The sequence below is a fragment of the Xanthomonas sp. D-99 genome, assembly GCF_017746145.1.
GTDB classification, from domain to species: Bacteria; Pseudomonadota; Gammaproteobacteria; order Xanthomonadales; family Xanthomonadaceae; genus Xanthomonas; species Xanthomonas cissicola.
Genome location: NZ_JAGHWU010000033.1, coordinates 29575 through 55059 on the forward strand (window position 1 = coordinate 29575; position 25485 = coordinate 55059).

At 65.4% G+C, this 25485-nt stretch carries 17 protein-coding genes and 2 pseudogenes; 7 read left to right on the forward strand and 12 right to left on the reverse strand.

All coding sequences use genetic code 11. The annotated features are described in order from the left end of the window. Positions 1–71: 71 nt before the first annotated feature. The 5 genes and pseudogenes from J7360_RS12875 to speA form a co-directional block, all read right to left on the reverse strand. Complete coding sequence (locus tag J7360_RS12875) at positions 72–1184, reverse strand: acyltransferase (protein WP_209034005.1); 1113 nt, start codon at positions 1182–1184, stop codon at positions 72–74. Positions 1185–1321: 137 nt separating this feature from the next. Then, positions 1322–2653: a glycosyltransferase gene (locus tag J7360_RS12880; protein WP_150147086.1), complete on the reverse strand. Its 1332-nt coding sequence runs from the start codon at positions 2651–2653 to the stop codon at positions 1322–1324. Next, positions 2646–6663: pseudogene (locus tag J7360_RS12885) on the reverse strand (amino acid adenylation domain-containing protein). Before J7360_RS12885 ends, J7360_RS12880 begins: the two are co-directional and overlap by 8 nt. Positions 6664–7226: 563 nt before the next feature. After that, positions 7227–7406 carry a hypothetical protein gene (locus J7360_RS12890; protein WP_057660426.1) on the reverse strand — a complete coding sequence of 60 codons (180 nt, stop codon included), beginning with the start codon at positions 7404–7406 and terminating at the stop codon, positions 7227–7229. Between the two features lie 137 nt (positions 7407–7543). After that, positions 7544–9430 carry an arginine decarboxylase gene (speA, locus tag J7360_RS12895; protein WP_209034007.1) on the reverse strand — a complete coding sequence of 629 codons (1887 nt, stop codon included), beginning with the start codon at positions 9428–9430 and terminating at the stop codon, positions 7544–7546. A 232-nt stretch (positions 9431–9662) separates the two neighbouring features. Between speA and speE the strand changes: the two genes are divergently transcribed. Then, positions 9663–10520, forward strand: a complete 858-nt coding sequence (gene speE / locus J7360_RS12900; RefSeq protein ID WP_057660430.1) for a polyamine aminopropyltransferase — start codon at positions 9663–9665, stop codon at positions 10518–10520. A 367-nt stretch (positions 10521–10887) separates the two neighbouring features. Here the strand turns inward: speE and J7360_RS12905 are convergent, their stop codons facing one another. Beyond that, positions 10888–11499 carry a PH domain-containing protein gene (locus tag J7360_RS12905; RefSeq protein WP_007963431.1) on the reverse strand — a complete coding sequence of 204 codons (612 nt, stop codon included), beginning with the start codon at positions 11497–11499 and terminating at the stop codon, positions 10888–10890. 192 nt (positions 11500–11691) lie between these two features. Continuing rightward, positions 11692–12505 (reverse strand): annotated as a pseudogene (locus J7360_RS12910) (outer membrane beta-barrel protein). Between the two features lie 554 nt (positions 12506–13059). Between J7360_RS12910 and J7360_RS12915 the strand changes: the two are divergent. Further along, positions 13060–13716 (forward strand): RIO1 family regulatory kinase/ATPase, encoded by a 657-nt coding sequence (locus J7360_RS12915; protein WP_209034009.1) that lies wholly within the window; start codon positions 13060–13062, stop codon positions 13714–13716. Positions 13717–13918: 202 nt separating this feature from the next. Here the strand turns inward: J7360_RS12915 and J7360_RS12920 are convergent, their stop codons facing one another. Further along, positions 13919–15904, reverse strand: a complete 1986-nt coding sequence (locus tag J7360_RS12920) for a beta-N-acetylglucosaminidase domain-containing protein (protein WP_057660433.1) — start codon at positions 15902–15904, stop codon at positions 13919–13921. Positions 15905–16387: 483 nt separating this feature from the next. Next, positions 16388–16762, reverse strand: coding sequence for a P-II family nitrogen regulator (locus tag J7360_RS12925; protein ID WP_280515200.1), 375 nt, complete (start codon positions 16760–16762; stop codon positions 16388–16390). A 154-nt stretch (positions 16763–16916) separates the two neighbouring features. Here J7360_RS12925 and J7360_RS12930 point away from each other — a divergent pair, with 154 nt between their 5' ends. From J7360_RS12930 to J7360_RS12940, 3 genes are all read left to right on the forward strand, one after another. Then, positions 16917–17195, forward strand: coding sequence for an accessory factor UbiK family protein (locus tag J7360_RS12930; RefSeq protein WP_022560200.1), 279 nt, complete (start codon positions 16917–16919; stop codon positions 17193–17195). 15 nt (positions 17196–17210) lie between these two features. After that, positions 17211–18731 carry a YifB family Mg chelatase-like AAA ATPase gene (locus J7360_RS12935; RefSeq protein WP_057660435.1) on the forward strand — a complete coding sequence of 507 codons (1521 nt, stop codon included), beginning with the start codon at positions 17211–17213 and terminating at the stop codon, positions 18729–18731. Positions 18732–19127: 396 nt separating this feature from the next. Next, positions 19128–19637 (forward strand): lipocalin family protein, encoded by a 510-nt coding sequence (locus J7360_RS12940; RefSeq protein ID WP_015471471.1) that lies wholly within the window; start codon positions 19128–19130, stop codon positions 19635–19637. A 230-nt stretch (positions 19638–19867) separates the two neighbouring features. Here J7360_RS12940 and J7360_RS12945 read toward each other — a convergent pair whose 3' ends face one another. Beyond that, complete coding sequence (locus tag J7360_RS12945; RefSeq protein WP_017158194.1) at positions 19868–20044, reverse strand: hypothetical protein; 177 nt, start codon at positions 20042–20044, stop codon at positions 19868–19870. Positions 20045–20425: 381 nt separating this feature from the next. Here J7360_RS12945 and J7360_RS12950 point away from each other — a divergent pair, with 381 nt between their 5' ends. Beyond that, positions 20426–21988, forward strand: a complete 1563-nt coding sequence (locus tag J7360_RS12950; RefSeq protein ID WP_039731676.1) for an EAL domain-containing protein — start codon at positions 20426–20428, stop codon at positions 21986–21988. 65 nt (positions 21989–22053) lie between these two features. On the opposite strand, the gene J7360_RS12955 is transcribed toward J7360_RS12950, so the two are convergent. Beyond that, positions 22054–23175, reverse strand: coding sequence for an acyl-CoA desaturase (locus tag J7360_RS12955; RefSeq protein ID WP_209034011.1), 1122 nt, complete (start codon positions 23173–23175; stop codon positions 22054–22056). Positions 23176–23184: 9 nt separating this feature from the next. Next, entirely contained in the window at positions 23185–24261 is a 1077-nt protein-coding gene (locus J7360_RS12960) for a ferredoxin reductase (RefSeq protein WP_057660441.1), read from the reverse strand. Positions 24262–24353: 92 nt separating this feature from the next. Here J7360_RS12960 and fabR point away from each other — a divergent pair, with 92 nt between their 5' ends. Further along, entirely contained in the window at positions 24354–25001 is a 648-nt protein-coding gene (gene fabR / locus J7360_RS12965) for an HTH-type transcriptional repressor FabR (RefSeq protein WP_057660443.1), read from the forward strand. Positions 25002–25485: the final 484 nt, after the last annotated feature.

Here is a 25485-nt window from a genome sequence, read left to right on the forward strand (position 1 = left end):
GACACCAGGTGCTGCAGCGGCGGCCACCATGCGCAACCGGTGCATGCTCGCCGTTATCCGCAGCCATCGCATCATGCAAGTTCGGCATCGCGGCGCACGGCTGCGCGCCATCGCAACAACGCGCCGCGCAGCTGCAGGAACGGGCGTTCCACCATGTAATGCAGCAGCGCACCCGCCGCCAGCGCCACCACGCCGTACACTGCAAAGGCCGGGACGCCACCGCCGTCCAGCGTGGCGCCGAACCAACCCTGGGTCACATGGAACATCGCCTTATGGGTCAGATACACGCTGTAGGAAATGGCGGCCAACCAGGCAGCGCCCGGCACGCGTAGACGGCCAAGTGCGCTGTCGGTCGCAGTGCCTGCCACTACCAGCAAGGCTAGCCCCAGCGAAAGCACCGGCCAGCCTACTGCGTTGCCCAGCAGGCCGGTTCGCTCGCGGAACAACCACATCGCCAGTGCCAGCATGGCCACGCCGGCAAGCGCCCAGGTGTTGCCGCGCTGCTGCAGCCATTGCCATGTGTGGGGGCGGAAGACCTTCACCATTGCCAGCACGACACCGGCCAGCAAGCCGTCCAGCCGGTTCCAGGTGGGGTAATAGAGATCTTCGACAAACCAGTTGCGCTGCTGGCCGCCGCCCAGCTGATCCAGCGCCGTGTTGTGCAGCCACACGCTGGTGCGCAACGCGATGCCGGCGACCACCACTGCCACGCACACCGCCGATGGACGCCGCAACAACAACGTCGCCAGCAACGGAAACACCAGATAGAAATGCTCTTCCACGCAGAGCGACCATGCGTGCGAGAACGCGGCCTGCTCGCCGTAGTCCACGAACAGATTCAAGGTGAAGGTGAGAAACATCCACCATGGCGCCAGCCCGGGCGATTCGCGAAAACCCGGCCATGCCATGTAGATCGCCAAGACCACCAGAAACGCCGGCAGGATGCGGAATGCGCGGCGCAGGTAGAAATCGGTGAAGTCCAATGGCTTGCCGTGCGACAGCGGGGTCAGCACCTGGGTGCCGATCAAAAAGCCGCTCAGCACGAAGAACAGGTCCACCCCCATCCAGCCGTAGCGCGACAGCCATTCCCAGTCCGGCCCCAACCCGCCGACCACGAACGAATGGAACAGCATCACCCACACGATGGCGATGCCACGCAACAGGTCCAGAGCGGGATAGCGCATGCGGGCCAGATCAACCGAGGGAGCCCGATTGTGCCGCATGCCGGCAGCGCACAGTGCGTCGCTGCCAACCACGCACTGCTACGCGGCGCCGCAGTGCGCGCATCGCCTGCGGCGGCGGATGCGCAGCATCGCCACGCCTATGCGATGGCGTGCTGCTCGGTCCGTGTGGCCACTGCGGGCGCCACTGCCGTGGGTTCAAGCAGGTGCCAGGCTTCCAGCTGATCGACCGCGTTGCGGACGCCGTCTTCCTGGCCAATCCGTTGCCCGAGTGCGCGCGCGGCCGCGCGCATGGCCGGCGTGCTCGCCTGCTGGATGGCTGCGGCCAGGGCTTCTGGCTGCAGCCCGGCACGCGCCAGCGCGGGCGGCGCAACCCCGCGCTGGGCCAGGCAATGCGCCCAGAACGACTGGTCGTAGCCAAACGGCAGCACCACCGAGGGGATGCCCGCCGCCAACGCGGCACCGCTGGTGCCGGCACCACCGTGATGCACGGCCACAGACACGCGCGGGAACAGCCAATCGTGCGGTGCCTGTTCCAGATGGAAGAAGCGCTCAGCGTCATCGGCGGCAGCGGCATCCCCGGCCCCCAGGCCGCCCCAGCCGCTGGCCAGCAACGCGCGCTGCCCGGTCAGTCGCACCGCTGCCTTCACCGTAGCAGTGAGCTGCGCGACGGCGCTGCTGGTCATGCTGCCGAAGCCGATATACAGCGGCGGCGGCCCGGCCTGCAAAAACGCCTGCAGCGCGGCCGGCGGTTGCCACTGCGACGGCGGCAGTTGCCAGAAGCCGCACACCTGCGCGCTCTCCGGCCAGTCCGGCGGGCGCGGGCACACATGCGCGCTATAGCCGTAGATCGCGCGCAGCGTGCTGCGATCCGGACCGCTCCACGGATACCCCGGCAGCCCCAATGCCGGACGCACGATATCGTTGAAGGCCGGCCGCATCAGCTGCCAGCCGACAAAGCGCATCAGGCGATGCAATGCCACGCTGACACTTCCCGGCAGACGCAGGTTGGGCATCAGCATCAACGGCAGGTGGCGCGACTCGGTGAGCGGCTGCAACTGCGCAAACGCCACCGGCACGCCATACGCCTCGCCCAGGCTGTGGACGAGGAAACTGGCACTGCCCACGCCCAGGATCAAGCCGGCATCGGCGCACGCCGCACGGCCCTGGGCGGGCCAATCGCGCGCCCACTCCAGCAACTTCCTGCGCAAGATGGCAGGGGCGCCGCGCATCTCGGCAACGTCCGGATGGTCTTGCAACAGCTTCTGGAGATCGCCGCTGAGCGGGAAGAATTCCAGGCCGTGGGCACGGATCAAGGTCTCGAAGTTGGAACTGGTCAGCACCCGCGCCGGATAACCGCGCCGCTGCAGTCCAAGCGCCAGCGCAATGATCGGGCGCACGTCCCCGTGCGTGCCGAGGGTGGCGATCACCACCGGCCGCTGGCGTGACGGATCGGCTCCGGACTCAGGCATATTCGGTCACTCCGTCGCCGGCGACCGCACCATGGCCGGCCTGCCCCACAGGCTGCACAGCCCGGGTAGCCTCTGCGGTAGCCGCGTGCAGCACGCTGCTGAGCGTGGCCGAATGAGTCGGCGAGAGCATCGAATGGTGGTCGCTGTCCAGAACGTGCAGCTGCAAGTTGCGCACGTACGGATGCCACGCCTGGGGACGGTAATCCACCCACAGCGCATCGTCGCCGCCGGAGCTCATGCGCACCCTCGCCTCGACAAAGACCACATCCTGGTCCAGCGGCTTGGGCCGATGACGCCGCGCCAGCTGCAGGTAATGCTGGGTGAGGGCGCCCAGATCGTCCAGCAAGGTGGGACGTTGCTCCAGCAACTGGCGCACCGCAGGCAGGTCGTTCAGCCCGTAGTGATCGCACAACAGGATGGCCAGCTCGGCGACCGTGGTCGGCATCGGCTGACCCGGCGCCAGATGCAAGGCCAACGCGTGCACCGAGGCGCGCACGTTCTCCGACTCCGACAGCGATGCGGCCTGTTCCAGATGCGGGTAACTGTCGAGCATGGCCAGCAACTGGACCTCTTCGCCCAGCGCATGCAATTCGGCCGTGATGGCGTGCGCGATCAGACCGCCCAGCGACCAGCCCAGCAGACGGTACGGCCCGGTCGGCTGCACGCTGCGCAGACGCGCCAGGTAATCGCGCGCAATTGCCTCGATGCTCTCCGGACGGTGCTGCGGGTCGCTCAAGCCCGGCGATTGCAGCGCATAGACCGGCCACTGCGGATCCAGCTGACCCAGCAAGGTGAGATACGACCAGCCCAGACCGATGACCGGATGGATGCAGAACAGCGGCGTGGTGCCGGCGGTGCCTGCACGCAGCGGCAGCAGCACGCTCAACGGGTCGTTGGGCGTGTGTGCGCTGCGCTTGATCACCTCGGCCAGGCCGGCGATCGTCGGTGCATGGAACAGCGTGCCCAGCGGCAGTTCCACCCCGAACATCTGCGGGAAACGCGCGGCCATTTCCGCCGCACGCAGCGAATCGCCGCCAAGCTCGAAGAAGTTGTCGTCCACGCCCACCACCTCGATGCCCAGCACCTCCTGCAGCATCGTTGCCAACTGGCGTTCGAGCGCATCGCGCGGCGCCAGGTGCGCGCGTTGCGGCAATGCGCCAGGCGCCGGTAATGCGCGCCGATCCAGCTTGCCGTTGGGGGTCAGCGGCAACGCCTCCAGCGGCACCCACAGGGTCGGAATCATCGATGCCGGCAGGCGCTGCTGCAGATGCGCGCGTAGCAGCTCGATCGATGGCGCGTTGCCGTGCTTGCCCACCACATAGGCCAGCAGCTGCAAGGCATGCTCGCCATCGCTGTGGCCCACCACCACCGCCTGTGCCACCTGCGAATGCAGCAGCAAGGCGCTTTCGATTTCGGCCGGCTCCACCCGATGTCCGCGGATCTTCAGCTGCGCATCGGCGCGCCCGATGAATTCCAGCAGCCCATCGCTGCGTTGACGCACGCGGTCGCCGGTGCGGTACATGCTGCTGCCGTCATCGGCGAACGGGTCGCGCATGAAACGTTCGCTGGTCAGCTGGCGCTTGCCGCGATAGCCCTTGGCCACGCCCGCGCCGCCGATATACAGCTCGCCGATCGCACCGGTCGGCAGCGGTTGACGCTGCGCATCCAGCACATAGAGGCGCGTATTGAGCAGCGGCCTGCCGATCGGCGGTGCGGCGGCATCGGTCAGCTGCAACGGCATGATGGTCGACCAGATCGTGGTTTCGGTCGGCCCGTACAACTGGGTCAGGCGCCCCACCCGGCTGAGCAATTGCGTGGCCAGTTCGGGCACCAACGCCTCGCCACCGATCAACGCGTGGATGCGATCCAGCACCAGATCCTCATTGGCCAGCAGGATGCGCCACAGCGATGGCGTAGCCTGCACCACACTGATGTGTTCGTCGGCGATCAACCGCGACAGGCCGCGTGGGTCGTGGCTGATACCGGCCGGTGCGATGACCACGCGCGCGCCCACCAGCAACGGCAGGTACAACTCCAGCCCGGCGATATCGAAGGTGATGGTGGTGACTGCCAGCACACGATCGCGCGGACGCAATGCCAGCTCGTGCTCCATCGCATGCAGGAAATTGAACAGGTTGCGATGGCTGATTTCCACGCCCTTGGTGCGCCGGTGGAGCCGGAGGTGTACAGCACGTACGCAGTGCCGTCGGGCGTCGCCAGCGGTGCGATCGCCTCCGGCAACACGGCCGGGCGCGGATCCAGCCAGACCATGCCACCGAGCAGGTAGCGCTCGCACAGCGCCGGCTCGCAGACCAGGCCGATGGCACCGGAATCGTTGAGCATCTGGCGGTTGCGTGCGGCCGGGCTCTCCGGATCCAGCGGCAGATACGCCGCACCGCTCCACATCACCGCCAGCAACGCCACCAACAGTTGTTCGCTGCGCGGCAACGCCACCGCGACCACGTCGCCAGGGCGCACGCCATCGGCCACCCATTGCGCAGCGATGCGCGAGGCAAGCTCGCACAGCGTGGCGTAGTCGAGCGTGCGGTTGTCGTATTGCGCCACCACGGCCGCAGGCATCAACTCGGCGCGTTGCAGCATGCCGTGCAACAGCGTGGCCGGTTGCGGCAGCGGCGCGGCGGTGTTGTTCCAGGTGTGCAGCAAACGTCGGCGCTCGCTGTCGCCGAGGACATCCACCTGGCCCAGCGCACATTCCGGATCGGCCAGCACCGCGTCGGCCAGATGGGTCAGGCGACGGCAGTGTTCGGCCAGTTCCTCGCTGTCGTACAACGCCGGGTTGGCATCCAGATCGAAACGCAGCGCGGCCCCATCGCCGCGTTCGTAGCAGAAGATGGTGAGGTCGTCGGCCGGGCCGTTGGAAAGGTTGTGCGGTACCGCGTACGCCTCGCCGAAGCGCAAGGTGTAGTCGAAGGCCTCGATGTTCACCGCCAAGCGTGCGAACTTCTGCTCCATCCCGAACATGCCCAGATCGCGGCGCACGTCCTCGAAGCGATATTGCTGATGGCGCAAGGCGTTCCGCACCACCGAGGATACCTGCGCGAACAAGGTATGGATCGGCTGCTGCGGGTCCATCTTCAGGCGCAGCGAAATGACGTTGGACACCAGGCCTGCGGTTTGCCGGTAGCGCGCGTTGATGCAGCCGGTCACCGGCATCGCCAGCACCAGGTCCTCGGCGCCGGTGCAGCGGTAGTAGTACGCCGCGATCAGCGAAATCAGCATCTGCGGCAGGCTGGCGCCGTACTCCTTGCCCAGCGCGCGCAAACGTACCACCTGCTGCGGCGAGAACTGTCCGGTGCCACGCAATAACCCGGTGGACAGCTGATTGCCCGGCCGCGCCAGCGTCGCCGGCGGCGGCAGATCGGCCAACTGCTGCATCCAGTACTCGCGATCGCGCTGGAAGCGATCGGAGTTGCGATAGTGCTGTTCCATTTCGAGCAGCGACAATGCACTGCCGTACTGCGCAGGCTCCGGCTCCACGTCGGCCAGGTAGGCCAGGTAGGCCAGGTAGGCGTTATAGAGCACGGCCATGCGCTGCATCATGATCGACGCGCAGTAGCCGTCCATCACCAGATGGCTCACGCATTGCACCCAGATATGATGATCTTCGCCAAGACGGAACACCGCGCAATGCCATAGCGGCCCGTTCTGCAGGTCTTGCCGGCTTGCGGATTTCTTCGTCGATCCAATGTTCGGCGGCATTACGCGGAGCCGGATCGGAGCTGACGTCGAAGTATGGAATCGTGCCGTTGTACTCGGGCAAGACTACCTGCGAAGGCACGCCCTCGTGCTCGACGATACACAGGCGCAGCGTATCGAACTCGTGCGTCAGCTGCATGCTGGCACGGATCAGCACCTGGGGATTGAGCGGGCCGAACATTTCCAATACTTCGGCCAACATCAAGGTGTTTTCGGTGTGCAACTTGTTGGCCACCCAAAGGCCACGTTGCGCCTTGGTCAGGGGAAAAAACGGGAGAGGCGTCAGCGTGCATTGCGTGCATCCTTCTGGTGTGGCGCGCAGTCCGTCGACACCCTTCAACCGTTATCGGTCAATGGACACCGGATCAGCACCTGGCTTGAGAAAACGAGGGGTAAGAAACACCGCCGACCACCGACAATTGCCGGTAATACGCGATGGAAACGCATGATGAAGACGCACAGCACAGCGACTCGCACAATCGAACAACAATGTGCAGGTGACTAGTTGAAGCACTTGTATCCCGACAAGTTAAACGAACACTAACAATTCGCGCGGGGCCGAAACCGTACAAAAAATCACGGAAATCGCGTGATGCCGAAAATTTTCTTTCTGAACTGTGATTTGAACTAGTGTTCTACATGCATACATCCGATCGAATCCCGCGCCGCATCCGGCATACCGCATGGTCGACGCTACGCACGCAGTTCAAGGCGAATATGCGCGCATCACCGCAGATAAGACCCCGCATTGAATAAGACCAATTCCAAATGAGCGTTACTGGAATTAGGTTATTCGGAAAATCCCTTTATGAGAGAAAAGACGCCTTCAATGCGTTTGACTCCCTCGCGTGCACGATCACGCGATGGTCGCCTGATTGTCATCGGCATGCAGTACAAACGCGCGAAGAACGTAAGCTCGAGCCGATCGCAAGGCGTAGCGCATGACAAGTGCAGGCACTTTGTTCGATCCGGCGGGGTACGGCTGCATGAAGCGCAGGATCGCAGCCGACCAGCGCACGTCTGCGCGATCGCGCATCGACACGTTGCAGAACCTGCAGCGTCCATGCCGGTGATGCCCCTGCCGCTTCAGGCGGCGCTTGCGGCACGAGCGCGTGCAGGATGGGCCATGTCGCGCACCGCCAGCGCTGCGGCCCAGCCGCAGCGCATTGCCGATCAGCCCAGCGGCTCGTCGGACAGGTAGGTGTAGCCGGTCAGCCCCGCTTCCAGCGCAGCGCTGAGTTCCTGCGCCCGTTCCGGCGACAGGTGTGCGGCAGCAATGCGCTCGGCATAGGTGGCACGCAGCGTGTCCAGCTGATAGCCCACGTAGTCCAGCATCACGTCGGTGGTATCGCCGCGGCGCTGCTGTGCGATGCGATAGCCATCGCGATTGACCACCACTTCCACCGCATCGGTATCGCCGAATAGGTTATGGATATCGCCCAGGATTTCCTGGTAGGCGCCGACCAGGAAGAAGCCGATGCGATAGCTCTCACCGGCATTCAAGCCATGCAGCGGCAGCGAGCTGTCCAGGCTTTCGTTCTCGACATAGGTCTTGACCATGCCGTCCGAATCGCAGGTCATGTCGGCGATGATGCCGCGCCGCTGCGGCGCTTCGTTCAAGCGCTCGATCGGCACGATCGGGAAGACCTGATCGATCGCCCACACGTCCGGGATCGATTCGAACACGCTGAAGTTGACGAAATACTTGTCCACCAGCCGCTCGTTGAGCTCATCCAGCACCGGGCGATGGCTCTTCTCGTCGAAGCTCAGGCGTGCGCGCACGCCATGTGCGATGGCATAGAACAGGTCGTCGATGCGCGCGCGCTGCGGCAGGTCGATCTGGCCCAGCGCGTACGCGCTCAAGCCTTCGGCATGGAAATGCTGGGCTTCCTGGAACAGCTCCACCGCCGGACGCACATCGAGCTCGTCGTGGATCTCGCGCAGGTGGCGGATCGCGGCCGGCTCATCGTCGTGCGCGTCCGGCACGCGGCCTTCCGGCGCCTGCTCCACTTCCGACACGTTGGCGATCAGCACCGCGTGGTGCGCGGTCATTGCGCGCCCGCATTCGGTGACGATGCGCGGCGGCGGCAGGCCATGCTCTTCGCAGGCGCTGGCCAACGGCTGCACGATGTTGCTGGCATACGAATGCAGGCCGTAGTTGATCGAGCAATAGCTGCGCGAGCGCGTGCCTTCGTAGTCGATGCCCAGGCCGCCGCCCACGTCCACATGGCTGATCTTCGCGCCCAGGCGCGAGAGCTCCACGAAGTAGCGCGTGGCCTCGCGCATGCCGTTGGCGATGTCGCGCACATTGGAAATCTGCGAGCCCATATGGAAATGCAGCAGATTCAGGCTGTCGGCGTACTCGGTGTCGCGCAGCGTCTTCCACAGGTCCAGCACCTGCCGCGGCGAGAGCCCGAACTTGGCCTTGTCGCCGCCGCTGTTCTGCCACTTGCCCGCGCCCAGCGAGGCCAAGCGCATGCGCACGCCCAGGCCGGGCTTGACGTCCAGCGCGCGCGCCTCTTCCAGCACCAGGGTCAGCTCGGACGGCTTTTCGATGACGATGAAGGTCTGCAGCCCGAGTTTGCGGCCGATCAGCGCCAGGCGGATATATTCGCGGTCCTTGTAGCCGTTGCACACGATCAGCCCGCCCGGACGCGACAGCGCCAGCACCGCCATCAGTTCTGGCTTGCTGCCCGCTTCCAGCCCGAAGCCTTCGCCGTTGTGGCTGGCCAGGGTGCCGGCCACGCCACGATGCTGGTTGACCTTGATCGGGTACACCGCGGTATAGCCGCCGGCGTAATCCCACTCCGACTGCGCCTGCGCAAACGCTGCCTGCAGCTTGCCCAGGCGCTGGCCCAGGATGTCCGGGAAGCGCACCAGTAGCGGCAGCTTGGCACCGGCTGCGCGCGCGGCATCCACCACCTCGGGCAGCGACACCGCCGGGCCATCGGCGGTCGGCGTGACCACGACATGTCCGGCAGCGTTCACATCGAAATACCCGTCGGCCCAATGCGGGATCGAATAGGTCTTGCGGGCTTGGTCGAGGGACCAATCGCTCATTTCGCTGTCTCGGCTGGAATAAAAAAGGGCGTGAAGTGTAACGCCTGGCATGCGCAGGGTCCGTTACAATCCGCGCCGACTTCACGCCCCTCTCCTGGTTGGAGCGGGGTTGGCGTGGGTCAGGCGCTGCGCAGTTTGGCTGCGCGAGGCCGTGCCCGACCCTCATCCGGCGCTTTGCGCCACCTTCTCCCGCTGGGAGAAGGAACAGCCCACTTCTTTTTTAGGACTTTGCATGAGCGCCAACGACAACTGGTACATCGAACACTTCCAGCCGACCGGCTCGGCGATCGGCTTCCGCATCAGCGGCAAGCTGGACGAGGTCCAGTCCCCGTTCCAGAAGATCGAGATCTACCAGACCACCGATTGGGGCAAGCTGATGCTGATCGACGGCGCGGTGATGCTCACCAGCCGCGACAATTTCTTCTACCACGAGATGATCAGCCACCCGGCGCTGTTCACCCACCCCGCGCCCAAGCGCGTGGTGATCATCGGCGGCGGCGACTGCGGCACGCTGCGCGAGGTGCTCAAGCACCCGGGCGTGGAAAGCGCCACCCAGTGCGATATCGATGAGCAGGTCACCCGCATGTCGGAGAAGTATTTCCCCGAGCTGTGCGATTCAAACCACGATGCGCGCGCCGAACTGCTGTTCAACGATGGCGTGGCCTATATGGCCAATTGCCCGGCCGGCAGCGTGGACATCGTGATTGTCGATTCCACCGACCCGGTGGGCCCGGCCGAAGGCCTGTTCAACAAGGCCTTCTACGAGAGCTGCTTCAAGGCCTTGAAGGACGATGGCATCCTGGTGCAGCAGTCCGAATCGCCACTGGCGCTGCTGGACCTGATCAATGAAATGCGCACCGAAATGGGCAAGGCCGGCTTCCAGTCGTTCAAGACCCTGCCGTTCCCGCAGCCGTGCTACCCCACTGGCTGGTGGAGCGTGACCATGGCCAGCAAGCAGGCCGACGCCGATTTCGCGTTCCGCCAGGACGCTGCGCAGGCCAAGGGCTTCGACACCCTGTACTACACCGCGCACCTGCACACCGGTGTGCTGGTTGCTCCGCCGTTCGTGGCCAAGGCGCTGGGCGAGTAATCGCGGCGGGCCTGGCCGATCATGGCCAGGACGTGCAGACAGCAGGTGTTGAATCGTGGCGTCTGAATGGACGCGGCGGATCCCAGCGACCGGCCGCGCCCGCTTGGCGGTGATCCGCAACCGGTTTGGTGGTTTTCTGCACGACGTGGCCTGCGTGCCTACAACGCGCGGGCCGGTGCGTAGCGCACCGATCAGGCCTGGCGTGGTTGCGTAACGCTGGTCGAGTGGTAGGCCAGCGCGCGGCGAGCCACCGACAGCGCCGCCGTGCGATGGACGCGTCGGTGGGTCGCGGCCGCTGATGCGTCACTGCTGCGATCGATGGGCCGAGGTATGGAAAGCCGACCAATGCGCGGAGGTACTGCGCACGCTACAAGCGCGCCAGCACTTCTGTCTTCTTGGCGTCGAACTCGTCCTGCGTGATCAGCCCCGCATCCAGCAATTGCTTGAGCTTGCTCAATACCTGCACCGGATCCTCGGACGCAGGAACGGCACTGGCCTGCGATGGCACTGCTGCGCCGTGCGTACCAGGCGCATGCACCACCACGCCACCGGCCGCCGCGCGCAGCTTGTCGATCTCCAGCTGCTGGCGCTTCTCGTAGGCGGATTCTTCCACCTGCTGCGCATAGGCGTACACGCGCCGCGCCTGTTTCTTGGGCAGGCTGTCGATGGAGGCGTAGGCGCCCTGCGTGGTGCGGCACATGATGGTGGCTCCGAGCATCTGTTCGCTCATGTGCACATCGAGCACCTCGCGCCACGGGAAATCGCGGAACGTCATGCCGAGCAGCTTTGGGTAGACCACGATGAAGCGGCGGTTGGTCAGCACCACCGCATCCGGCGAGAAGTTCATCACCATCTTCTTCTGCACGGCGATGTACTCGACCTGCTCGTCGCGGGTCAGCAACTCGGTGATCTTGGGCAGGATCTTGCCCACCGCCACCGGGTCCTGTTCGTCTGTCAAAAACTGCGCCAATGCGTCCATCTGCCCTCGCCAACGGCTAATCACTGCGTTGACCAGGACACTACAGCAAGCCGTATGGATGGCTGTGCAATGCCGACAACCGTTTGCGGTGCAGTTTCAAATGGATCTTGCTGTCCGCTGCATAGCGGCAGCATGCGGCATGACGCAGAAGGGCGAGCGCTGCCGCCCGCCCTTCTTTGCCATTGACCCGCATCAAAAGCGGATTTCGGCTCCGAAACTCAGCACTTCCGCACGATTGATCGTAAGGTCTTCGTAGTCGTCGTAATACTCATCAGCGTAGACGTAATTTGTGTAAAGCGCGCTCAAGCCGACGTGCTTGCCGATATCCACACCGAGACCGGCGCCCACATACGCACCATAAACGCGCTCGTTGTAGTCCTCACCTTTCGCCGTACCGCCCCAATAGCCCAGCCGCACAAGCGCAAAGACCGGGGCATCGCCAAAGTTGAATCGCGCCGTTCCACCGACGCTGCCGAAATCCACGTTTGGAATGACAACAAAGCCGTCCGCATCCTTGGAACCATCCACTTTCCCGGTTGCGGCTTCGATGCCGATCAATGTGACCGGACCTGCGCGCCAGCGGTAGCCCACGTTGAAGCCGTGCATCTCCTGCTTGCCGTTTTCAAACACCTTGGCTTTGCCGCTCTGCACACCAAGGAACAGGCCGCTTTTGAGGCGTTGCTCTTGCTCGCGCGGTGGCGCCGGTACGTCGGCAGGCGCGACAGGCGTTGCCTCTGCCGACGTCCGCTCGGCCACTATAGTGAATCCGCCGGACGCAACAGGTTGGCCGGAGCCGCTTCCACCCACAGCGGCCGGCGCTCCGCCAACGTCGGCTTGCGCCGGGCGCGACGATGGCGCTGCAGCCGCGGTGGCGCCCTGGGTGCCGGTCTGCTGCTTTTACTGTTGACGGTAGCTGTCCCCAGCCGCGCGACAACGATTGCGCCGAGGGCTGAGCCGTGACGCCAAATGCCGTGCAGGCCAATAGCAGTGTTGCGGTCCTTTTCATCGCATTCCCCATGAGTCGAACTGCATCGTTCCCGCATCCTTGCGCACGCAGGGGTCCCCTGACGGCGTCTGGAAGCGGCGCAGTTGCTGTCGAATTCGGGGGCTGTCCCGGGATCAGCGGATGTCGTGCGACATCGGTGCGGACGCCGTCCGCAAGAACGTGCCCGTACAACGCGTGATGCAGCCCCTGACCGCAGCCGGCACAGTGTCTGGAGTCTCAGCGGCTGTCAAGAAGGGATGTGACTTTAAGCATGAGCCGGGAAACCGTGCCGCTACAACTCCCGTCGCCCAGGACTCGCACAGCATTTCCATACGCCTTGGGTCGCTCCGGCACACGCTGCCGCACCCTCACCGGCGCAGAGCATCAGACCAAGCGGCGACGTTGGCCAAACGGCTCATTCCAAAAGCCGTTCCATCTCCGGAACATTTCATTTGTTAAATAAATATAGTTTCAGTACTCATAAGTTCTAAAATTGGCCGGACCGATCCCTCGCGATCACCGTGAACCTGCGCAACGCGTGATATCTCCGCGCCGCCAAGGTCTGGAGAACTGTCATGCATTACCAGCCGCTGGACGTGTCCAGCCTGCACCTCATCACTCCCGTTCTGCTCAAGCAAGGCACCCGGCTGCTCGAGCCGGACGTCTACCGCACCCATCTGAACGGGCAACCGGCGGTGGTCAAGGACTACGGCCGCTATCGCCGCACATTGCTGGCGCCCATTGCGCGGCTGATGGTGCGCCACGAGGCCAGCATGCTGCGGCAGTTGCAGGGCTGGCGGCATGCACCTGCCCTGCTCGGCACGCTGGGCGGGCTGGCGCTGGGCATGGAATTCATTCCAGGCGACACGCTCAGCGCCAGCACCGTCGTGGGCCAGGAGGTCTTCCAGCAATTGCAGCAGGCGCTACGCCGGCTGCATGCGTTCGGCATCACCCATAACGATCTACATGGCACCAATGTGGTGGTCAGTGCGGGAGTGCCGGTGCTGATCGATTTCACTTCGGCATGGCGATTCTCGCGCTGGCTGCGGCGCGGCACGCTGGCACGTCAGCTGCGCCGTAGCGACGTGGCCAACTTTCAGAAAATGCGCCATCGCCTTGCTGGCATCGCACCGAGTGCCGACGAATCGGCACGCAGTGCAGAACCGCGCTGGATACATGCAATTCGCAGCGGCTGGAAGCGGCTGTATCCACGTTTGAAAGGCAAGGCGTGATCCGCGCTGCTGACTAACGGCGACTGAGCATACCGTTACGCTCAACTGCTGCGCTGAGTCGTCGGTTGGTCTGTAGCGCCAACATCCTTCGAGCGTGCCATGCCACGTGCTGCGATGCAGATGGCAATGGCGCTGCCCTGTTTGCATGCACCGCGACGCGAACAATTCCCCATGCGCGTCGTTGTGTTTCTGCACTATCCCATCACTTTGCTGCTGCCGAATCAGTCACTGCGGCCTGGCGATAGGCTATCAAGTGCGGTGCCTGCGCGATGAAGCGGTCCAGCACGCCGTCGGCGATCTTGACCGGGCCGCCGAAGCGCGTGGCGCCGGGAATCGACGGAATCGCCGCCGCTGAGGCGGCAAGCGCAGCCGCTTCGGCAAACAACGCGGACGCCTGCGTGTCGCCGCGATCTGCAGCATCCAGCCCGGCTGCGGTCTTCTGCAGCGCCTGGCCCCAATCTTCCATTGCCTCCAGCCAGGGGCGCGATTGCTCGGCAAAGCCCTTGTCGGCGACGCCGTCGCGGATGACCTGCGGTGCCGCAGCCATTTCGTCGGCAGTGCGTGCCAGTTCGGCAATCGCCTGCGTGCGCGCTGCCGCATCGCCAAGCGCGATTACCTCGCGCACATGATCGAGCACGGCCTTCAAGCGTGGCGCCTGTTCCTGCCATGGCTGGCTGCCAAAGGTTGGCGCCAGATGCTGGGTATCGAAGAAGGTCAGCAGGGCCGCAGCGACACGCGCATCGCCGCCGGCAAGATCGCGCGCCGCCGCGTGCCAGGTGCGTTGGGCGTCGTAGCCCTTGTCGTTCCAGGCGAACGCGGCCACACCCATCACCGCGACGCGGCTGGGCACTTCCTGGTTCATCGGGTTGGAGACGATGCCCGACAACTCGGCCGACAGACCCGCCTCGCGCCGCGCATACGGCGCCATCAGCAGGCGCCCGGCCGAGGTTTCGAAATCGTTGACCGGGTAGTTGTCCCACAGCAGCGTCCTGCGGCCGAACGCCTTGGTGGCCGCGCGCGCATCGGGAATGGAAATGGCCGGCGGCACCACGTCGGTACCGGTCCACTGCACCACGATCTTCGGATCCAGATGCTTGCGCAGCGCTTCCTTGTACGGGCTCTCCTTGGCGTCGTAGTACTCGGTCGGCACCATGATGAGTTCGGAGGCTGCATCGTGGCGCGCGACCAGATCCGCCTGCACCAGATTGAGCAGATGCGACTGCGCGATACCGGCCGCCTGCGCACCGGAGTCGCCGAAGGTGGTCTTGTCGCGCTCGCAGTTCCACTTGGTGTATTCGATGTCGTCCAGCGCCACGTAGAAGCTGCGCACACCCAGCGCGCGAAACGCATCGAACTTGCGCAACAAGGCCTTGGCATCGGCCGGATCGGAGAAGCACACCGTGGGGCCGGGCGAAATCGCATAGACGAAATCGACATGATTGCGCTTGGCGGTGGCGGCCAGTTGGCCGAGCGCCTTCAAGGTCGCCTTCGGGTACGGCTCGCGCCAGCGATCGCGCGCGTAAGGGTCGTCCTTCGGGCTGTAAATGAAGGTATTGGCCTTGGTGCGGGCGAGGAAATCGATGTGCTTGCTGCGATCGCTCATCGACCACGGCGCGCCGTAGAAGCCTTCGATGGTGCCGCGGATCGGCATGGACGGGTAATCCTGGATCGTCAGCGTCGGGATGGCCGGCCGCTCGACCAGCTGCCGCAGCGTCTGCGCCGCATGGAACAGGCCATCGTCATCGTGGCCGGCCAGCGTGATCAGGCTGCCGCGATCGCGCGCAACGCTGGCCAGCGTGTAGCCTTCCTTGTGGGTGTCCTGCGTCGCCTTGCTGCGCGTCAGCGCATCGCGCACCACTGCCGCATCGCCGGTGCCGAGCACGATGTGCGGGCGGTCCAGCGTGGCAGGCAGGCGTGTGGCGGTCGCAATCTTGGTGACGCCGGCGCCATTGAGAATGCTGCGCACCAGCGCCACCGTGGCCTTGTCCGCGCCAGGGGCGACCACCAGCACCACCGAGCGGCCCAAGGTGACGGTCGCACCATCCAGCGTGATCGATACCGGGGTCGGATAGATCGCCGGCTGAGTGACCGGTTCGATGACCGATTGCGCCAACGCAGGGGCAGCCAGGCCCAGCGCCCCCAATACCGAAAGCAGGCGCACGCCCGGCTTGCTGTTGCGTCGCTTCATTCTCGAACTCCGGTATTGGAATGGTATTACGCCCTAGGGTAGGCAAGTCGGGCGACGGCGACAAGCGCGGCCAGGATTGTCAATCCTGTCACCAATGCAGCGCCATGCGACGACATCAGTCCACCTTTGCGCCGCAATTCAGAAAGATGCGGCAGCGATACGCAGCGGTATTGAAATGGTATGAGACGATGGGTGGTAGCGCCGTCGCGCCTGGCAGCGGCCTTGCCCGTAGGCGCACAGCCGCGCATCAGCTGCGGTGATGCGCGCCAGCGTCAATGCACTTAGCGCATACGGCGCACGCCGCATGGCTTGAGCGGCCCGGTTCCCTGCGATCGGTGCAATTGCAATAGGCCTGTCCAGCACCGCTGGCTGCATTGCTGGCTCAGCAATACGGCCTCCGGTATCGACGTTGCGCGGGCACAAGGCATCAGCCCCCTCGCCGCCGCCGCACACCTGGCAAGCAACAAACGCCGCATTGCGAACCTATAACGCGTCGCTATCCAGCTCGCCGGTACGGATGCGTACCACCGTGCCCAGGTCATACACGAACACCTTGCCGTCGCCGATCTTGCCGGTACCGGCCGCTCCGACGATCGCCTCGACCACGCGCTCGGCCTGGTCGTCGGTCACCGCCACTTCGATCTTCACCTTGGACAGGAAATCGACCACGTATTCGGCGCCGCGATACAGCTCGGTGTGGCCTTTCTGCCGGCCGAAGCCTTTGACCTCGGTCACCGTGATGCCCGCCACGCCGCAGCCGGCGAGTGCTTCGCGCACATCGTCGAGCTTGAACGGTTTGACGATGGCCATGATCATTTTCATCGGTGCAGGTCCCAGGGCATGACGGCCGCGCAGCATACCGTGGACGGGCGCAACACTCATCCAACCCGCGCGCCGCCATCACCGCGGACGACAGCCGAATGGGACTATCCTTACCGCCTGCCGACTGCCTTGCCGATGTCCCGCGTGTCCCGGCCTGCACTAGGCTTCCTACGGACCTGTGGAGAACACCATGATCGATTTCAATCAGCTCGACGACCTCGCCCGCCGCCTCAGCGACCTGGTGCCGCCGGGCCTGCGCCAATCGCGCGAAGAACTGCAGAGCACGTTCAAGGGGGCGCTGCAGGCCGGGCTGGGCAAGCTGGACCTGGTCACCCGGGAAGAGTTCGATGTGCAGCGCGCGGTCTTGCTACGCACCCGCGAAAAACTCGACGCGCTGGAGCAGACCGTCGCCGCACTGGAAGCACGCGCACCCGGCGCGCCGCCTGCCGCACCACCCACCATCCCCTGAGCGAAGGCCACCACCATGAGTCTGGCGCTGGTGCACAGCCGTGCCCGCGTGGGGGTGCATGCGCCTGAGGTTCGGGTGGAAGTGCATCTCTCCGGCGGGCTTCCCTCTACCCAGATCGTGGGCCTGCCCGAAGCGGCAGTGCGCGAATCGCGCGAGCGCGTGCGCGCTGCCCTGCTGTGCGCACAGTTCGAATTCCCCGCCCGGCGCATCACCATCAACCTGGCACCGGCTGATCTACCGAAAGAAGGCGGCCGGTTCGATCTGCCGATCGCCCTCGGCATCCTGGCTGCCAGCGGGCAGATCGACCGCCAGGCCCTGGCCGATTACGAATTCCTCGGCGAGCTTGCGCTTACCGGCGAGCTGCGCGGTGTCGACGGCGTGCTGCCCGCGGCGCTGGCGGCCGCGCAGGCCGGGCGACGGCTGATCGTCCCGCTCGCCAACGGTGCCGAAGCCGCCATCGCCGGGCACGTCGAAGCCTTCACCGCGCGCACCCTGCTGGACGTCTGCGCCACGCTCAACGGCAGCCAGAAAGCGCCCGCCGCCGAGCTGGCAGTGCAGGCGCTCGGCGCACGCGCCCTGCCCGATATGGCCGACGTGCGCGGGCAACCGCACGCACGTCGCGCGCTGGAAATCGCCGCTGCCGGTGGGCACCATCTGTTGCTGGTCGGCAGCCCTGGTTGCGGCAAGACGCTGCTGGCCTCGCGCCTGCCTGGTCTATTGCCCGAAGCCAGCGAAGCAGAAGCACTGGAAACCGCTGCGATCAGCTCGATCAGCGGCCGTGGGATGGATCTGGCCCGCTGGCGGCAACGGCCGTACCGCGCCCCGCATCACACCGCCAGCGCCGTGGCCCTGGTCGGCGGCGGCACGCATCCGCGCCCCGGCGAGATCTCGCTGTCTCACAACGGCGTGCTGTTCCTGGACGAATTGCCCGAGTGGCAACGGCAAACCCTGGAAGTGTTGCGCGAGCCCTTGGAGTCGGGCGTGGTCACGATCGCGCGCGCGGCGCGCAGCGTGGATTTTCCGGCGCGCTTTCAATTGGTCGCCGCCATGAATCCCTGCCCGTGCGGCTGGGCAGGCGATGGCAGCGGGCGCTGCCGCTGCAGCAGCGACAGCATCCGCCGCTACCGCAGCCGCATCTCCGGCCCATTGCTGGACCGTATCGATCTGCATGTCGAAGTGCCACGCCTCCCTCCGCAGGCGCTGCGCAGCGGCAACCCCGGTGAAGACAGCGCCAGCGTACGTGCCCGCGTGGTCGCCGCGCGACAACGACAGCTTGCACGCGGCGCGCTGCCCAACGCGCAACTGGACCAGGCCGACACCGACCGCCATTGCCGTCTGCAACACGACGATCAGGTGCTGCTGGAGCGCGCCATCGAACACCTGCAGCTGTCCGCGCGCTCGATGCATCGCATCCTGCGCGTTGCGCGCACCATCGCCGATCTCGACGACAGCGCGGACATCGCCACACGCCATCTCACCGAAGCGATCGGCTACCGCAAACTGGATCGTGCGCTTGGCGCCGCCAGCGCGGCGTAGCGCGCTCGGCCAGTCAACCGGGGCGCGATCCGCAAGCCATGCGCGGGCGTGCCACCCCGGTACTGCAGAGCGCCCGCCCTGTCAGGACGTTATGTCGGTGCCGGTGTCGGTGTCGGTGTCGGTGTCGGTGTCGGTGTCGGTGTCGGTGTCGGTGCCGGTGCCGGTGCCGGTGCCGGTGCGCAACATCATTCGCCGCCGCGGTGTTCATCGCATGCAGCCACTTGATCGGTCACGCGGCATCGGCGCACAAGCGGCATCGTGCCAACGCCAATACGCACCGAGCCGATGCTCTCACGCACGCCCGTCCTTGCTGCACGGCCGCTCGCGCCGCATCCCAACATGCATTTCATGGCTCGACACGTACAACAGGCGCCACTCCATTGTGCAGAGGCCTGTATGAGCCACCATCCCGAACTCGCCACTGTCCCTTCGCTGGATCTGAATCGCTACCTGGGCACGTGGTACGAAATCGCCCGCCTGCCGACCCGCTTCGAGGATGCGGACTGCACCGATGTGTCGGCGCACTACACCCTGGAAGACGACGGCAGCGTGCGCGTCCAAAATCGCTGTTTTACCGCGGAAGGCGAACTGGAAGAAGCGATCGGCCAGGCGCGCGCCATCGACGACACGCACAGCCGGCTGGAAGTGACCTTCTTACCCGAGGGTCTGCGCTGGATCCCTTTTACCAAGGGCGACTACTGGGTGATGCGCATCGATGCCGATTACACCGCCGCACTGGTCGGCAGCCCGGATCGCAAGTACCTCTGGCTACTGGCACGGTTGCCGCAGCTGGACGAAAACATCGCCCAGGCCTATCTGGCGCATGCGCGCGAACAAGGCTTCGACCTGGCGCCGCTGATCCACACCCCGCACACCGGGCGGCTGACCGAGCAACCGCTTCCGTAGGCGATTCCGGCGCGTTGTTGCGTCGTCAGGCCGGCGACCACAGCGCCGCGGCGCCTCACTACAACGTTAGCGGCGTCGATGCACCGACCAAGGGACGACAGGCATCCAATGCTCGCAACGACCACACAGACGAGGCTCGCCCACCCACGCCATCGCCATGCCTAACGGCATGGCGATCCGGCGCCCTGGCCTTGGCCGTTCCATCGCGCAGGCCAGCGCTCCCGTCCCCTTTAATCGTCGAGCGTGCCGAGATCCTTGGCAGCGGCCTGTGCGCCTTCCAGGCTGTCGAACGCCACGCCGGTGTCGCCGACCACGTACTTGGTCAGCTCGCCGTCGCGTGTTGTTTCCTGCATCTTGAAGATCGGCACCGCATCGGTGCCGCCGACGCGTTCTTTCTGCGTTGTCATGGGTGATTCCTCCAGTAAAGGCGCCTTGCGTGGGACCGGTGTCCCGTCGCTCCCAGGCGGGAGCGCAGACGACTCGACCCTAGCGCGGCATTGCGTGCAGTCGCGTGAATCCGCAGGCGGCCCCGACTGCCAGGATGCGATGCAGGACGATCGGAAAAAATCACAGCCGCTTCGCTCCGCAAACGCGCGCAATGCACGCGTGTGTCGTACATTCGCGACGTGCAGCCTCATCAGTCCATGCCGTATGTCACCAATCGCTACGTGCGCCACGTTCGCGCGCACTGCGGTTGGCGTGCACCTTCCATCTGCCAAAGCCTGCGTAGGCGGCATTGCTGCAGGGGCCACGCGTGAACCGGCAGCACAGCCGTCGCGGGTGGTGAGGTGAAGCGCCAACGCATCATCAGTGTCACCGTGCTGCTGGTGTTGCTGAGCGCAGCGCTGCCGATCGGCCTGTCCTACTACCTGGCCTGGCGGCTGGCGTTGGTGCGCGAAGAGGGCAGGCTGAGCCAGCTGGCGGCGCTGTCGATCCGTCGCACTGAAACCGCCTTCGACGAGGCGCATGGCATATTGTTGAGCATGGCCGCCTCGCGGTTGCCACCGTGCTCGCCTGCGCACCTGGCGCAGATGCGCGCCTTGGTGCTGACCAGCCACTACATCGTCGAGCTGGGGCGATTTCAACAAGGTCGTCTCAGCTGTACGTCATGGGGCCAACTGCGCAACACCATTCCGCAGCGCACGGCCGATTTCGTGGTCAAGCGCGGCATCGCGGTGACCACGCGGCTGCTGCCATTGGCCAATCCGCAGCGTCCGCTAATGGCGTTGCAACTGGGCGACTACAACGTCCTGATCAACCCCGACACGCTGGCCGACATCAATATTCCGCCTGGCCTGCAACTGGCGATCGGCACGCCGGACGGACAGATTCTCAGCAGCACCGGCACCGCCGCCGAACACTTGCTGATCGACCCCACGGCCAAGCGCGAGCCAGGCGATCTCATGCTGTCGCAAGTGCTGTTCGGGCGCGACCGTCGTGGCGACTGGGCCGCGGTGGTCACCGAGCCGGCGGCCTATCTGCGCGGGCCACTGGCGGCGGCACGGTGGCAGTTGGTGCCGGTTGGCATCGCCACGGCGCTGCTGCTGGTCGGTGCAGTGCTGTGGGTCTCGCGGCGGCGCCTGTCGCCACTGGCGCGGCTGGGAATCGCCGTGCAGCGCGGCGAGTTCATCGTGCACTACCAACCGATCATTGCGCTCGATAGCGGTGCCTGTGTCGGTGCCGAAGCGCTGGTGCGCTGGCAGCAGCCCGACGGCATGCTGGTGCCGCCGGACGCCTTCATCCCGCTGGCCGAACAAAGCGGCCTGATCCTGCCGATCACCGATCTGGTAGTGGCCGAAGTCATCCGCGAACTCGGCCCCACCCTGGCCGCCGATCCAGCGCTGCACGTGGCCATCAATGTCTCCGCCGACGACATCAAGAGCGGCCGCGTGCAGGGCGTGCTGGCGCAGGCGTTGCGCGGCACCGGGGTGGACAGCGGCCAGCTGTGGGTGGAGGCGACCGAACGCAGCCTGATGGACATCGATGCGGCACGCACCACCATCACCCATCTGCGCGGTGCCGGCCACACGGTGTCCATCGACGATTTCGGCACCGGCTATTCGAGCCTGCAGTATCTGCAGGGCTTGCCGCTGGACGCGTTGAAGATCGACAAATCGTTCGTGGACACCATCGGCACCCACTCGGCCACCAGCGCCGTGACCGCGCACATCATCGAGATGGCCAAGACGCTACGGCTGCGCACCATCGCCGAAGGGGTCGAGCGGCAGGAACAGCTCGATTATCTGCGCGCCCATGGCGTGGATCTGGCGCAGGGCTGGCTGTTCTCGCGCGCGTTGCCGGCCACGGGTTTCATCGCCTATCACGCACAGGCGCGCAGCGCGACGCAGTGAACCCGGCAACAAAAAAGGCCGCCATTGGCGGCCTTTCGATGTCGATCACGCGTCGTGCGATCCGATTACGCGCTCTGCAATGCACCGCTGCCCTGCCGCACCGGCTTGGGCCGGCTCGGAAAGGCATGGCGCACGATCCGCCACATCACCTGGCCGAACTGGCGCGGCAGCGAGCCGGTGTTGTAGTGCTGGCCGTAGCGCGCACAGATCTGCTTCACTTCGACGGCGATCTGCGCATAGCGATTGGCCGGCAGGTCCGGATAGAAGTGATGCTCGATCTGGTGGCTCAGGTTACCCGACAGCACGTTCATCAGCTTGCCGCCGGTGAGGTTGGACGAACCACGCAGCTGACGCAGGTACCAGTGGCCACGCGATTCGTTGCGGATGGATTCCTTCGGGAACACTTCTGCATCGGCGGTGAAGTGGCCGCAGAAGATGATCACGAACGTCCAGATGCTGCGCAGCACGTTGGCGGCCAGATTGCCCAGCAGCACGGTCAGGAAGAACGGGCCGGCCAGCAGCGGAAACACGATGTAGTCCTTGAGCATCTGGCGACCCATCTTGCGACCGACCGGCAGGAACGAGGCGCGCAATTCGGCCGCCTTCATCTTGCCGGCGAACCAACGGCCCAGGCGCAGGTCCTGGATCGCCACGCCCCATTCGAACAGCAGCGCAAACACCACCGCGATGAACGGCTGCAGCAGGTAGAACGGGCGCCAGCGCTGCTCGGGGAAGATCCGCAGCAGGCCGTAGCCGATGTCATCGTCCATGCCGCGCACGTTGGTGTAGGTGTGGTGCTTGAAGTTATGCGTCTTGCGCCAGTTGTCGCCGGTGGCAACGATGTCCCACTCGTAGGTGTTGCCGTTGAGCTGCGGGTCGCCCATCCAGTCGTACTGACCGTGCATGACGTTATGGCCCAGCTCCATGTTCTCCAGGATCTTGGACAACGCCAGCAGCAGCACGCCGGCGATCCAGGCCGGGATCAGCACGCTGTGCACGAATGCGCCCAGGAACAGCAGCGCACGACCGGCCACGCCGGTCCAGCGCACGGCGGCCACGATACGGCGGATGTAGCGCGCATCGGCGGCGCCCACCTGGCTCAGCACGCGCGCGCGGATGGCATCGAGTTCGTCGCCGAACGACTGCAGTTCGGCAGCGGACAAGGCATGGTTATGGACTCGGCTCATGAAGATTCCTTACAGATCCAGGATCAGGTCAGTGCTCGGCGCACTGATGCACAGGCGCACCTGTGCGGTGGGTTCGTTGCTGCGTTCACCGGTCAACAGATGCCGGGTGGTGCCGGATTGGCGCGGGCAGGCGCAGGTATTGCAGATGCCCATGCGGCAGCCGTGTCTGGGCCGCAGGCCCTGCGCTTCCAGCCCTTCCAGCAGCGACTGGCCGCGCGGCAGGGTCAGGGTACGGCCGCTGCGTGACAGTTGGACCTGCACCTGCCCGGTCTCGGCCTCGTCCAGTGCCGGCACGCTGAAGGCTTCGGCCTGAAATGCAGCCACGCGTCCCTGCAGCCGTTCGCGCGCAGCCTGCACAAAACCGCCCGGACCGCAGGCCATCACATGGCGCTGGTCCAGCGCGGCAATCTGGTCCAACGAAAAAGTGTCCACGCGTTCTGCAGGGGTCTCGCCTTCGCGGGTGGTCAGCAGCTGCACACGCAGGCGCGGATGCGCCGCAGCCAGCGCGGCGAATTCGTCGACAAAGCAGGCTTCGTCGCGCTGGCGCACCCAATACAGCAGGTCCACGTCCATCGGCATGCCGGCTTGCGCGGCGGCCTGCAGCAACGCACGCATCGGCGTGATGCCGGAGCCGGCGGCCAGCAGCAGGAGCGGGGTAGGCGTGGTCGGCAATAGCATGTCGCCGAAGGCCGGGGCTAGCGATACCACCGTGCCCAAGGCCGCATCGCGCGCCAGGAAGCAGCTCACCAGCCCACCCTCGATCGCCTTGACGGTAATCGCCAGCCGGCCGTCGGCCAGCACCGTGGGGCTGTAGCTACGCAACAGGCGGCGGCCGTCGATCTCCACGCCCAGACTCACATGCTGGCCGGCCTGCAGGCCGCGCCAGTGACCGTTGGGCTGCAACACCAGGGTCACCGCGTCACGGCTGGCCGGGGTGCGCTGGACCAGCCGCGCCACCGGCTGTTCGAGTGTCCACAACGGGTTGAGCCGGGTCGCCCAAAAATCGAACAGCTGCGGCGACACCAGCCGGCGCGCCAGGCGTGCCGGCAGCGGGGACTTGGACGTACGAGGAGATGCCAGGTTCATGGGTCGCACTATACGCATGCATGCACAGCCGTGTATACACTTGTATATTGCTGGAGGGGCTATGATTCAGGCCCACGCCCGGCTGCAGCCCCATGACCTCTATCGCCCTGCCTTCCCACGACGCGTCGCCGTCCCGCAAGCCGGCGATTTCACGGGAAGATCTCATCGCTGCAGCGCTGTCCTTGATTGGCCCGCACCGCAGCCTGTCCACGCTGAGCCTGCGCGAAGTGGCACGCGAGGCGGGTATCGCGCCGAACAGCTTCTATCGCCAGTTCCGCGACATGGACGAGCTCGCCGTGGCCTTGATCGACCTGGCCGGGCGTTCGCTGCGCACCATCATCGGCCAGGCGCGTCAGCGCGCGACCTCCACCGACCGCAGCGTCATCCGCGTCTCGGTCGAAGCCTTCATGGAACAGCTGCGCGCCGACGACAAGCTGCTGCACGTGCTGCTGCGCGAAGGCGCGGTGGGCTCGGACGCTTTCAAGCAGGCAGTGGAGCGCGAACTCACCTATTTCGAAGACGAGCTGCGCGTAGACCTGATTCGCCTGGCCGCGGCCGACAACGCCAAGCTGCACGCGCCCGCCCTGGTATCCAAGGCGATCACCCGGCTGGTGTTTGCGATGGGCGCGGTGGCAATGGATTCCCCGCCGGAAAAAGACCCCGAGCTGATCGAGCAGATCTCGCAGATGCTGCGCATGATCCTCACCGGCGCGCGCACCCTGGGCACGCACGCTGGCTGATTGCCTGCACTGACGTTGGCGCGCGCGCTGGCGTACGGGTGAAAGGGACCTCGCAGGCGGTCGGCGTCGTGCCAGACGACGGATCTTCAGCGACGTGGCGGGCACGGCATCGGCCTTGCGAGCCGACCTGATCCAACACGTCAGACCACGCGTCACTGGGCGCAATGCGGGCGCACACCACGCGCGATGAGGTGTCATCCCTTCTGCCATCGGCACATCGCCCTCTTTGCGAAGCGAAAAACCGGCCCGCAGCACCGACGCGCCACGCCACGCCCAATGCTCCGCATGCGGCACCTTGGCCAAGCAGCTGACTGCCCCATTCTCTCGAAGCGATGGAAGCGCTGCAGGCGAAGGCTTACGTGGCCTACAAAGCCCGCAGGGCAGCACGCAGCGTGAGCGCGTCCAGTGTGTAGCGTGGGCATGGGTCACGCGCCGCACCGGCCAACAGCACGTCGCCTGAATTGCGTGACGATTGCTCGCCGCG